The sequence below is a fragment of the Allorhizobium sp. DMC15 genome (genome assembly GCF_056314065.1).
Genome location: NZ_JBQUZB010000004.1, coordinates 304,690 through 316,173 on the forward strand (window position 1 = coordinate 304,690; position 11,484 = coordinate 316,173).

The following is an 11,484-nucleotide window of genomic DNA, read 5'->3' on the forward strand; positions in this document are numbered from 1 at the left end:
GGCCTTAGCGCCGGCCTTTACTTTTTTATTCAAGGCATTGTTAACTCACCACGGGAGTGGGCCGTCAGCTTGGCGGGAGGAGCTCCAGGTGAGGAAGGATGTCTGATGTTTGTTGCCATACCCCTGATGATCGTGCCGTTTGTTTTCTACAACGCCGTCATGCTAGGAAGTGGTTTGCCATCTTTTGCCAGCACGCTAATGTCCGTGCCGATGCTTTCGGGCGCGGTCTGGACCATAACCCTGGGTGACATCGTGGTGTTGACGGCGCTCATTGCGCTGTTCTTGGAAGTGTTGAAGGCGACCATGAGCACGCGCGGCTCGCTCATAAACCACATGTTGTCCATGTTGGTCTTTGTCGCGTTTCTTGTCGAGTTCCTGCTGGTCCGGGATGCAGCTACCCAGCTGTTCTTCACGCTGATGGTGATTGCCTTCATCGATGTCGTGGCTGGTTTTACCATTTCCAATCGTGCCGCCGGCCGGGACGTTTCGATCGGCCTCTGACCTCCGACAAGAAAAAGGCCCCTTCCGGGGCCCTGTCTCGCATCACAGATTGTCGAGCTTGCTCTGAAGCGACCGCAACTGTTCTTTCAACTCGTCGATATCCTTGGCTTCGGCCTTACGGGTTTCCTTGGCGGGCTGCTGGCCGCCCAGGAAAGGCGAGAACATCTGCATCGCCTGCTGGAACATCTCGGTGTTGCGCTTGACCTGTTCTTCCATCAGTTGCATCGGCATCTGCAGGTTCTTCGACAGCGGATGATCCCCGAAGGCCTTGGTCATCTGCTCGCGCATCTGCGTCTGCTGCTCGGTGAAGGCCTTCATCGAGTGTTCGAGAAAGCTCGGCACCACCATCTGCATCTGATCGCCGTAATAGCTGATGAGCTGGCGCAGGAAGGAGATCGGGAGCAGCGTGTTGCCGGTCTTGGACTCCTGTTCGAAGATGATCTGGGTCAGGACGGAATGCGTGATGTCCTCGCCGGACTTGGCGTCCTGGACGATGAAGTCCTCGCCCTTCTTGACCATCTTGGCCAAGTCCTCAAGCGTCACGTAGGTGCTCGTGCCGGTATTGTAGAGGCGTCGATTGGCGTATTTCTTGATCACGATTTCGCCATCGGCTTTGGCCATTGCTGTCTCCTAACCCGTCGTTTTTCAGTTATTTTTGCTCTTCCCAGGCAAGAATGTAAGCGCAAATGAAGGCTGGTGACAATCTCTTTGTGCAACGCACGAAAGCGATTTGACGAAAGACAGGATTCTGCAACCAAAGAACGGTCGGACAAGGTTTATCCTGTTTGACACCGGCGGCAGTCTTTGACAGTTTCTTTCGAAACACAAACATTTCGGAGGAGACGTCCATGACCAGTCCGTCCATCGTTATCGCCAGCGCTGCCAGAACGCCGGTCGGTTCGTTCAACGGCGCCCTTTCCTCGGTTGCCGCACATGATCTGGGTGCTGTCGCCATCAAGGCGGTTCTGGAACGCGCTGGCGTGGAGGCTGCCGAAGTCGACGAGGTCATCCTTGGCCAGATCCTCACCGCCGGCCAGGGTCAGAACCCGGCGCGTCAGGCTGCGATGAAGGCTGGCATCCCGCAGGAAGCGACCGCCTGGGGCCTCAACCAGCTCTGCGGTTCAGGCCTGCGTGCGGTTGCCATCGGCATGCAGCAGATCGCAACGGGTGACGCGAAGATCATCATCGCCGGCGGGCAGGAATCCATGTCCATGGCGCCGCATTGTGCCCATCTGCGCAACGGCACCAAGATGGGCGACCTGAAGATGGTCGACACCATGATCAAGGACGGTCTGACGGACGCCTTCTACGGCTATCACATGGGGACGACCGCGGAGAATGTCGCCCGCCAGTGGCAGCTGACCCGCGACGAACAGGATGCCTTTGCCGTTTCCTCGCAGAACAAGGCGGAAGCCGCCCAGCTTGCCGGTCGCTTCAAGGATGAAATCGTTCCGGTCATGGTGCCGGGTCGCAAGGGCGATGTGACCGTTGATCAGGACGAATATATTCGCCACGGCGCAACGCTGGACAGCATGCAGAAGCTAAAGCCCGCCTTCGACAAGGAAGGCACTGTCACTGCCGGCAATGCCTCCGGCATCAATGACGGTGCGGCTGCGGCACTGCTGATGACCGAGGCCGAGGCTTCGCGTCGCGGCATTGCTCCGCTCGCCCGTATCGTGTCCTGGGCAACGGCCGGCGTCGATCCGAAGATCATGGGCACGGGCCCGATCCCGGCATCGCGCAAGGCGCTCGAAAAAGCCGGCTGGAAGATCACGGATCTCGATCTCGTGGAAGCCAACGAGGCCTTCGCGGCGCAGGCCTGTGCGGTCAACAAGGACCTCGGCTGGGATACCTCGATCGTCAACGTCAACGGCGGTGCAATCGCCATCGGCCACCCGGTCGGTGCATCCGGTGCGCGCATTCTCAACACGCTGCTGTTCGAGATGCAGCGTCGCGGCGCGAAGAAGGGTCTTGCCACCCTCTGCATCGGTGGCGGCATGGGCGTTGCCATGTGCCTCGAGGCATTCTGATCCGGAAAGCCAAACATGGCGCCGGCTCATCACTGACATCATGAAGCTCTGTCCCGGCCTCAGGCCGGGATGGTGAAGTCATGCCGTTGCGACGGGAACAGCAGCGGTCGATCCAGACGGGAACCCAGATAGAAAAAACGGGGAGGACAGTATGAGCAGAGTGGCTTTGGTGACCGGCGGCACACGCGGCATCGGTGCGGCGATTTCCGTAGCGCTGAAAAATGCCGGCTATAAGGTGGCGGCAAACTTCGCCGGCAACGAGGAAAAGGCAAAGGCTTTCGAAGCGGAAACCGGTATTCCGGTCTTCAAATGGGATGTGTCGAATTATCAGGCCTGCGTCGATGGCATCGCAGCCGTCGAGGCAGCCCTCGGTCCGGTCGAAGTTCTGGTCAACAATGCGGGCATCACGCGCGACGCCATGTTCCACAAGATGACGCCGGAGCAGTGGGGCGAGGTGATCAACACCAACCTCACCGGCCTCTTCAACATGACGCATCCGGTCTGGACCGGCATGCGCGATCGCAGCTTTGGCCGCGTCATCAACATCTCCTCGATCAATGGCCAGAAGGGCCAGATGGGACAGGCGAACTATTCCGCAGCTAAGGCCGGCGATCTCGGCTTTACCAAGGCGCTCGCGCAAGAGGGTGCTGCCAAGGGCATCACCGTGAATGCCATCTGCCCCGGTTACATCGGGACGGAGATGGTTCGCGCCATTCCGGAAAAAGTGCTGAACGAGCGCATCATCCCACAGATCCCCGTGGGCCGTCTGGGGGAGCCGGACGAGATCGCACGCTGCGTCGTCTTCCTCGCTTCCGACGATGCCGGCTTCATCACGGGGTCGACCATCTCCGCCAATGGCGGACAGTTTTTCGTCTAGGCTCAGTGTCTGACTGAGGATCAAAAGGCTGGCCCAGTGCCGGCCTTTTGCATGTTCAGCGCTCTGCCTGTCTCGGTCCCGGACAGTCTTTCCAAATCCACAGCAAGTCAGCGGGTTGATTAACGAATAGCGGACCAGTTGGGGTGCATACTCGTTAATATCCACGGCGCCCTATGGTTAACCAATTGTTATTCAACAATATCTAGCGGTGAACAAACCGGGAAGACCGATAAGTCCGCGATTCGTCGTCGATTCGTTCCGGCTTTGGTCGAAAGGTTAAAGCAGACAACAAAAAGCCGCCGAACCTTGCGGTCCGACGGCTTTTTGGGAAGCTCTGGCCTTAGCGGCAGCGCGCTTCGTAGGTCCGGCCGTAGCGATCACGGTATACGCAGTAGCCGGCACGCTCCTGGGAGTTGCCGATCAGGGCACCTGCGACGCCACCGACGGCTGCACCAACGGCTGCACCGCGGACATTGCCGGTTGCCACGCCACCGATAATGGCGCCGGAGGCGGCACCAATGCCGGCGCCGCGTTCAGTCTGCGTGCAAGACGCCAGCGGCGCGATCAACGCAATTGCAAGAATGACCTTCTTCATCGTCCTATCCCTTTTCACTCGAGTTAAATTCGACCCATCAACATCAGGATGATGAGAATGAGCAGCACCAGTCCAAGACCGCCAGACGGGCCGTAACCCCAGCTGCGGCTATGCCCCCAGGTCGGCAGTGCGCCGATCAACAGCAGAATCAGAATGACGATGAGAATTGTGCTCATATGAGGCCTCTCCTAAGCCGATGTGGAACCTTGCGTTCTGTGGTGACTGAACGCGAGTGACGACGGTTTGTTCCCTCGGTTTCGTCGCGGCCATAAGCAGCCCCAGGGCGTCAGCCATTGCCGTTCGTGTGCGCGGGTTTGCCAGCGGTTCTGCTGGCTTCAAGCCCAGGGCCTCAATGGTATCGATAAAGGAGCCAATAATGCCTTCTGTTCGCTCTTGCTGCTCGACCATCGGCAAGTGCCCGCAGTTCTTCAGGATCACGGTCTGAACACGCGTCAGCAATCGGGATACACGCAGTTGATGGGCGGGCGGAACGATTGCGTCGTTGTCGCCGACGATATTGAGAACGGGTGCTGCTATACCGTGAAGCTCGCCAAGGAGGCTCGTTGCGGACATGAAGCGGATGCAGGCCGCGATATCCTCCGGTCGCGCCCTTGCCAGTTGACGCCGTACCTCTTCCATCGCATCGGTCGCCTTGTCGTTCTGCCAAGGGCAATCCTTGTCGTAAACGCATTCAATCGAGCCCCAGCGGAATTGTTCGGGTGTCGCGATCCACCGATTGAAGAATTGTCGAAAGAGGAACGGCCCGATGCGAGGCACACGCAAGAGACGCGCTGCCAAGCGCTCTTGTCCCTCGAAACGTCCACAGGCGAATGCGCCGATCAAGACGACGGAGCGAACCAGTTCGGGGAAACTGCGTGCGATCAGCAGAGCCACGAAGCCGCCCGTGGAATGGCCGATCAAATGAACGGGCCGCCCCCCGAAATCGCGTCTAATTGCCTGAGCATAGGCCCTCGCCACGTCTCGTGCCTGCGGCGGCTGGCCTGGCTGATCGAGCTTCCAAGGATGGTGGCCGGGCAAGGGATAGGCGAGCGAATGGCCGTCGCGCACAGTAGCCGGCGCATAGACCTCCCAGAAGGCGGGGGCCATGACCATGCCGTGGATCAGAACGAATTTCTGCTCCGACGTTTCATTCGATCCGATCCAGTGGGCAGGCGGGGGCGTCAACGTCATCATATCACCTCGACCCCGAAAACGTGATCATCGACGAGGAGGTTCCATCGGGTGGAACCGTTGTTTGCCGTCGGCGGAAGCGTTGGTGGCGGATTCATAAGATTCAGCATCTGGTGCCAACCCGGCAGAGTCGCTTCGATATCTAGCCGTGAACAAAGCCGGACTCGGAGGAGTCAACGATTCGTCTCCGATTCGTTCCCGCAGTGTTCCCCAGCGAAAAAACTGATTCGGATCATGGGCTTGTGAGGTTTTTCCTGCCCTGGTCCACAAGCGGCTTGCCTTTGCCGGTGTTCGTCGCCATGTGTTGGCCAAGGCTGCCCGACATCGAGGAGAGGGGCGTCCGACAAGTGGAGCGGTCATTGAATACCCACCCCATGATTTTGAGCGGTCGCGGTGTCTCTGCTGTGCTGGGGCCGACGAATACCGGAAAGACCCATTTCGCCATTGAACGTATGGTTGCGCACGGCTCGGGTCTGATCGGCCTGCCGCTGCGTCTCCTGGCCCGCGAGGTCTATACGCGTGTGGTCGAGCGGGTAGGGGTGGCCAATGTCGCGCTGGTGACGGGCGAAGAGAAGATCAGTCCGCCCAATGCCCGTTTCTCGGTCTGCACCGTCGAAGCGCTGCCGCGCGAGACCAAAGCCGCGTTCGTCGCAATCGACGAAATACAGTTGGCGGGAGATCTCGAGCGGGGCCACATCTTCACCGATCGCCTTCTGCATCTCAGAGGTCGTGAAGAGACGCTGTTGCTTGGCTCCGCCACGATGAAGTCGATCCTCATCCAGCTTCTGCCTGGGATCACGATCGTTGAGCGGCCGCGCCTGTCGCAGCTCTTCTACGCCGGCCAGAAGAAGATTACCCGTTTGCCGCAACGGACGGCGATCGTCGCTTTTTCGGCTGATGAAGTCTATGCGATCGCCGAACTGATCCGCCGGCAACGGGGCGGAGCGGCCGTGGTGCTTGGTGCGCTCAGTCCACGTACACGCAACGCCCAGGTCGGCCTCTATCAGGAGGGAGACGTCGAATATCTCGTTGCGACCGATGCGATCGGTATGGGACTCAACCTTGATGTCGATCACGTCGCTTTCGCCCAGGACCGCAAGTTCGACGGCTATCAGTTCCGCAATCTGAATTCCGGGGAGCTGGGACAAATCGCCGGTCGTGCGGGCCGTCATGTGAAGGATGGAACCTTCGGCGTGACTGGGCGCGTGGATCCCTTCGATGATGAGCTCGTCGAGCGGCTTGAGACCCATGTGTTCGATCCGGTCAAGGTTCTTCAGTGGCGCACGGCACATTTCGACTTTTCCTCCGTTGCGGCGCTACAACGCAGCCTCGATGCGGTCCCGAGGGTTGAGGGACTGACCCGGGCGCTCCCTGCGACAGACCAGCAGGCGCTGGAGTACCTGTCCCGCTATCCGGAAATCGCGGATATCGCGGACCGGCCGGAGCGCGTGGAAAAACTGTGGGAAGCCTGCGCACTGCCCGACTATCGGCGCATTACGCCGGCACAGCATGCCGACCTGATCCAGAGCCTTTACTTCGATCTGGTTCGGCGCGGGACGGTCAACGAAGATTTTCTTGCCGATCAGGTGCGCCGGGCAGATCGCACCGACGGTGAAATTGATACGTTATCAGCGCGAATCGCGCAGATAAGAACTTGGACTTACGTGTCGAATCGGCCTGGCTGGCTTGCTGATCCGACACACTGGCAAGAAAAGACGCGGGAAATCGAAGACCGATTGTCCGATGCGTTACATGAACGGTTGACGAAACGCTTTGTTGATCGCAGGACATCTGTGCTCATGAAGCGCTTGAGAGAGAATGCAATGTTGGAAGCTGAAATCAGTGTGAACGGCGATGTCTTCGTGGAAGGCCATGCCATGGGACAACTCTCCGGTTTCCGGTTCACGCCGATCTCCGGCATGGAAGGTCCGGATGCCAAGGCCGTGGAGGCTGCGGCCCATCGTGCGTTGGCGCTGGAATTCGAAGCCCGGGCCGCGCGGTTGCACGCTTCCGGTAATGGCGATCTCGCGATCGGCTCCGATGGCCTCGTCCGCTGGGTTGGGGATCCGGTTGCCCGTCTGGTCGGGACAGATCATATCCTGCATCCGCGCGTCATCGTGCTTGCCGACGAACAGCTCACGGGTGCCGCTCGAGATCACGTGGCCGCCCGCATCGAGCGTTTCGTCAATCATCACATCTCAACGGTCCTGAAGCCGCTCGACGACCTGTCGCGCGCGGAAGATCTGCAGGGTCTCGCCAAGGGGCTGGCCTTCCAGCTGGTCGAGAACCTGGGCGTGCTGTTCCGTCGTGACGTGGCTGACGATGTCAAGTCGCTCGATCAGGACGGCCGCGCATCGATGCGTCGCTATGGCGTGCGCTTCGGCGCCTATCACATCTTCATGCCGGCCCTTCTAAAGCCGGCACCGGCCGAACTCATCACGCTGCTTTGGGCATTGAAGCATGATGGCCTCGACAAGGCTGGCTACGGTGATCTCATTCCGGTCCTCGCCGCCGGCCGCACGTCTGTCGTCACCGATGCCAGCTATGAGCGCATGTTCTACAAGCTCGCCGGCTTCCGTTTCCTCGGAAAGCGTGCCGTGCGCATCGACATCCTGGAACGGCTTGCAGATCTCATTCGGCCGCTGTTGCAGTGGAAGCCCGGCTCACCGGCTCGTCCGGATGGTGCCTATGACGGCCGACGCTTCACCACGACGACAGCGATGCTTTCTATCCTCGGTGCGACGCCCGACGATATGGAGGAGATCCTGAAGGGGCTCGGCTATCGGGCAGACAGCGTCTCTGCGGAAGAGGCTGCCGCTTTCCTTGCTGCCCAGGCCGGTTCGGCCCCGACCGAATCCGCAGTCATCGAAAAAGGCGATGACGATGGCGTAGACGATGCCGATCAGTCTGGCGAAGCAGGTCATGAGGGCGAGGCGCCCGCCGCATCCGAAGAGGCTGCCGCTACGGAGGCTGCGCCGTCTGCAGAAGCCTCTGAAGTCACAGAACAGGCCACCGAACAGGCAGAACCGAAGCCGGTTCTGCTCTGGCGTCCAGGCGGTCGTGGCGACAACCAGCGTGGCACGGGTCGCCCGGCTGGCGATCGCCGCCCGCAGGGTCAACGCCATCAGGCCCCGCGTGAGGGTGGCGAAGGTCGTGGCGACAATCGTCCCGAAGGACGTGGCGAAGGCCGGCGTGACGACCGGCGCTCCGACAACCGTGGGGATCGTCGGGATGACAACCGCGGCAAGTTTGCGGCCAAGGGCGATCGCCAGGATCGGGGTGATCGCAAGGATCGCGGCCCACGTCCGGACCGTGATAACAACAAATCGCAGCCTGCCCGCTTCGAGGCGAAGCCGCCACGCAAGGAGAAGCCGGTTGATCCGGATTCGCCATTCGCCAAGCTGGCAGCGCTGAAGGAACAGATGAAGAAGTGACATGGACGAGCAACAGCCACACAGCGGTTCGCGCCAGCGCATCGACAAGTGGCTGTTTTTCGCACGTGTGGCAAAATCACGCAGCCTGGCTCAGGAGCGCGTCTCTGCTGGTCATGTGAAGGTCAACGGTGCAACCGTTCGCCAGCCCAGCCACGGGGTGAAGATCGGCGACAGGCTGGAGATCGCAATGCCGGAGCGCGATCTGATCCTGGTCGTGAAGCTTCCTGGAGAGCGACGAGGACCTTATGAAGAAGCGCGGCTGCTTTATGAGGATCTGAGCCCGCCCCGAGACAAGAAACCCTTTACTGCTCTGGAGCAGGCCGTCCGGACACCTGGATCTGGTCGACCCACCAAAAAAGAGGGCCGGGCCCTGCGGGATCTGCGTTCAGCGCAGGATTGGTCCGCGGATTAGAAAATTTGTCCGTCTGCGGCAGAATAGCGGATTGTTTATCCTTGCCTTGCTTCCGATAACACAGTAGCTCACAACGCTGTCCGACAGACATCCCGGTGGGGCGCCAGCTCCCGTTTCCGGCCATCGAGCCACAACGGAACACCGAGGTCGTTCTCTTTCCTGTCGTTTGCGAACGTCATTCTGGAGTGCCGCATGACCTATATCGTCACTGACAACTGCATCCGCTGCAAATATACCGATTGTGTCGAGGTCTGCCCGGTCGATTGCTTTTACGAGGGTGAGAACTTCCTCGTCATCCATCCGGACGAATGCATCGATTGCGGCGTCTGCGAACCCGAATGTCCTGCCGAAGCGATCAAGCCGGATACGGAACCGGGTCTCGACAAGTGGCTGAAGATCAATGCCGATTACGCGAAGATCTGGCCCAATATCACGGTGAAGAAGGATCCGATGCCGGAAGCCAAGGAAATGGATGGCGTCACGGGGAAATTCGAACAGTTCTTTTCGGAAAAGCCAGGCTCGGGCGACTGAGCCTTCGCGGATGGGCGGTTTCGGATCGAATCCTGCCCAAATTTCCATCGTTTGCACGGCGATCTGCTGCCAAGTGCGCCAGCTTTATGGCGCGCTGCACTAAAATATTGATTTCCTCGTCTTTTTGTGATAGCGTCTTGGAACTGTTCCACTTTGCGGCATATCTGTGCCCTAAGCCATCACGAAAGCAACTTCACCACCGACGCGGTCTACGTGACATAGACGACACTTTCGTGTCGTGTCGCCGTCGCGACGAGGGTGATGTTTTTCTGTGACGGACAGGATCAGGATGGCAGAGCTTGCGGCTTCTCCATCTCATCCGGGCCTGACCGACCCGGCGCCGGCATCACGCCGGGAGCGAAACAGGGAGTGTTTGAATAGAATGACGACCCAGCAGAAGAAAAATTCCTCGGCGCGCCACGGATTCAAAACCGGTGAGTCGATCGTATACCCTGCGCACGGCGTGGGTACCATCACCGCAATCGAAGAGCAAGAAGTGGCGGGCATGAAGCTCGAGCTTTTCGTGATCGATTTCGAAAAGGACAAGATGCGCTTGAAGGTTCCGGTCGCGAAGGCCGTGAGCATCGGGATGCGCAAACTTTCGGAAACCGACTTTGTCGACCGCGCGCTGAAAGTCGTGCAGGGCAAGGCTCGCGTCAAGCGCACCATGTGGTCGCGTCGCGCTCAAGAATATGATGCCAAGATCAATTCCGGTGACCTGATTTCGATCGCGGAAGTCGTTCGCGACCTCTACCGCGCCGAGAACCAGCCCGAGCAGTCTTATTCCGAACGCCAGCTCTATGAGGCTGCGCTCGATCGGATGGCACGCGAGATTGCAGCCGTGAACAAGATGTCCGAGACGGAGGCCGTGCGCCTCGTTGAGGTCAATCTTGCCAAGGGCCCGAAGCGCGGCAAGACGATTGAAGAAGACGACGCGCAGGAAGAAGCCGCTTAAAGCTTCTTTTCGTTCGACGGCATTGCTGAAAAACCTCCGGTGCGAACCGGAGGTTTTTTTGTGGTCTGATCAGACAAACAAAAACCCCGCCGAAGCGGGGTTCCTGTTTGAAGGCTTTCTTCTGATCAGTTCCGGTTGCCCAGGAAACGAAGCAGGAAGAGGAACAGGTTGATGAAATCGAGATAGAGCCGCAGCGCGCCCATAATGGCCAGACGGCCGCTGGCTTCGCTCGAATGAGCTTCGTGGTAAGATTCCTTGATCGACTGGGTATCGTAGGCGGTGAGGCCTGCGAAAATCAGCACACCGATCACCGAGATGGCGAAGTCGAGGGCCGAGGAGGCCAAGAAGAGGTTGACCAGCGACGCAATGATCAGGCCGAACAGACCCATCATCAGGAACGAACCCATGGCCGACAGACTGCGCTTGGTGGTGTAGCCATAAAGCGACAGAGCACCGAAGGAGGCTGCCGTCACGAAGAAGGTTTGGACGATGCTAGCGCCTGTATAGATCAGGAAGATCGACGAGAGCGACAGGCCCATGAGCGCCGCATAGACCCAGAATGTCGTCTGGGCGGCCGAAACACTCATCTTTTCGATGCGGAAGCTCAGGAAGAAGACCAGTGCGACCGGCGCCAGGATCACAACCCAGCGAAGCGGCGAACCATAGATCGCCTGAGCAAAGGCCGGGCTGCTGACGGCCATCTGGAAGGTGGCGAAGGCTGCGATACCGGTGATGGCAAGGCCAAGCGCCATCAGGTTGTACACCTTCAGCATATAGGCGCGCAGACCTTCGTCGATCATCGTGGCCGACTGGGTCTGACCCGCACGGCTCTGATAGTTGCGAAGTTCGGACATGGTTTCCTCTCTCAAAGCTTCGATGTTTGACGATGAGGTCCGAATGACCCCCGCGCCGCTGCGAAGCCCAGCATGCGTGACCTCAATATGAGATGGAAAGGCCC

General features: G+C 59.3%; 12 protein-coding genes. 7 read left to right on the forward strand and 5 right to left on the reverse strand.

The window, feature by feature from the left end; all coding sequences use genetic code 11:
* The first annotated feature begins 105 nt into the window (after nucleotides 1-105).
* Nucleotides 106-501, forward strand: coding sequence for a hypothetical protein (locus tag ACT53S_RS19050; RefSeq protein WP_142073026.1), 396 nt, complete (start codon nucleotides 106-108; stop codon nucleotides 499-501).
* A 42-nt stretch (nucleotides 502-543) separates the two neighbouring features.
* Here ACT53S_RS19050 and phaR read toward each other — a convergent pair whose 3' ends face one another.
* Nucleotides 544-1,122, reverse strand: coding sequence for a polyhydroxyalkanoate synthesis repressor PhaR (gene phaR, locus ACT53S_RS19055; protein ID WP_113377920.1), 579 nt, complete (start codon nucleotides 1,120-1,122; stop codon nucleotides 544-546).
* Nucleotides 1,123-1,349: 227 nt separating this feature from the next.
* Here phaR and ACT53S_RS19060 point away from each other — a divergent pair, with 227 nt between their 5' ends.
* Entirely contained in the window at nucleotides 1,350-2,531 is a 1,182-nt protein-coding gene (locus ACT53S_RS19060) for an acetyl-CoA C-acetyltransferase (protein ID WP_476068130.1), read from the forward strand.
* A gap of 151 nt (nucleotides 2,532-2,682) precedes the next feature.
* On the forward strand, nucleotides 2,683-3,408 hold the full coding sequence (phbB, locus tag ACT53S_RS19065) for a beta-ketoacyl-ACP reductase (RefSeq protein WP_113377923.1): 726 nt from the start codon (nucleotides 2,683-2,685) through the stop codon (nucleotides 3,406-3,408).
* 340 nt (nucleotides 3,409-3,748) lie between these two features.
* Here the strand turns inward: phbB and ACT53S_RS19070 are convergent, their stop codons facing one another.
* From ACT53S_RS19070 to ACT53S_RS19080, 3 genes are read right to left on the reverse strand one after another with little or no spacing between them, the layout of a single operon-like run.
* Nucleotides 3,749-4,003, reverse strand: a complete 255-nt coding sequence (locus tag ACT53S_RS19070; protein WP_113377924.1) for a YMGG-like glycine zipper-containing protein — start codon at nucleotides 4,001-4,003, stop codon at nucleotides 3,749-3,751.
* Between the two features lie 23 nt (nucleotides 4,004-4,026).
* Nucleotides 4,027-4,179, reverse strand: a complete 153-nt coding sequence (locus tag ACT53S_RS19075; RefSeq protein ID WP_113377925.1) for a DUF3309 domain-containing protein — start codon at nucleotides 4,177-4,179, stop codon at nucleotides 4,027-4,029.
* Nucleotides 4,112-5,197, reverse strand: coding sequence for an alpha/beta fold hydrolase (locus tag ACT53S_RS19080; RefSeq protein ID WP_476068131.1), 1,086 nt, complete (start codon nucleotides 5,195-5,197; stop codon nucleotides 4,112-4,114). The genes ACT53S_RS19075 and ACT53S_RS19080 overlap by 68 nt, the downstream gene beginning before the upstream one ends.
* 371 nt (nucleotides 5,198-5,568) lie before the next feature.
* Between ACT53S_RS19080 and ACT53S_RS19085 the strand changes: the two genes are divergently transcribed.
* The 4 genes from ACT53S_RS19085 to ACT53S_RS19100 all read left to right on the forward strand — a co-directional run bounded on the left by ACT53S_RS19085 (nucleotide 5,569) and on the right by ACT53S_RS19100 (nucleotide 10,526).
* The gene (locus ACT53S_RS19085) at nucleotides 5,569-8,628 is read left to right on the forward strand and encodes a helicase-related protein (RefSeq protein ID WP_476068284.1); all 3,060 of its coding nucleotides are present in this window, start codon (nucleotides 5,569-5,571) and stop codon (nucleotides 8,626-8,628) included.
* Nucleotide 8,629: 1 nt separating this feature from the next.
* Nucleotides 8,630-9,040: an RNA-binding S4 domain-containing protein gene (locus tag ACT53S_RS19090; RefSeq protein WP_476068132.1), complete on the forward strand. Its 411-nt coding sequence runs from the start codon at nucleotides 8,630-8,632 to the stop codon at nucleotides 9,038-9,040.
* A 192-nt stretch (nucleotides 9,041-9,232) separates the two neighbouring features.
* Nucleotides 9,233-9,571, forward strand: coding sequence for a ferredoxin FdxA (gene fdxA, locus ACT53S_RS19095; RefSeq protein WP_113377928.1), 339 nt, complete (start codon nucleotides 9,233-9,235; stop codon nucleotides 9,569-9,571).
* A 382-nt stretch (nucleotides 9,572-9,953) separates the two neighbouring features.
* Nucleotides 9,954-10,526: a CarD family transcriptional regulator gene (locus tag ACT53S_RS19100; protein ID WP_113377929.1), complete on the forward strand. Its 573-nt coding sequence runs from the start codon at nucleotides 9,954-9,956 to the stop codon at nucleotides 10,524-10,526.
* Between the two features lie 125 nt (nucleotides 10,527-10,651).
* On the opposite strand, the gene ACT53S_RS19105 is transcribed toward ACT53S_RS19100, so the two are convergent.
* Nucleotides 10,652-11,380, reverse strand: a complete 729-nt coding sequence (locus tag ACT53S_RS19105; RefSeq protein ID WP_113377930.1) for a Bax inhibitor-1/YccA family protein — start codon at nucleotides 11,378-11,380, stop codon at nucleotides 10,652-10,654.
* Nucleotides 11,381-11,484 lie beyond the last annotated feature (104 nt).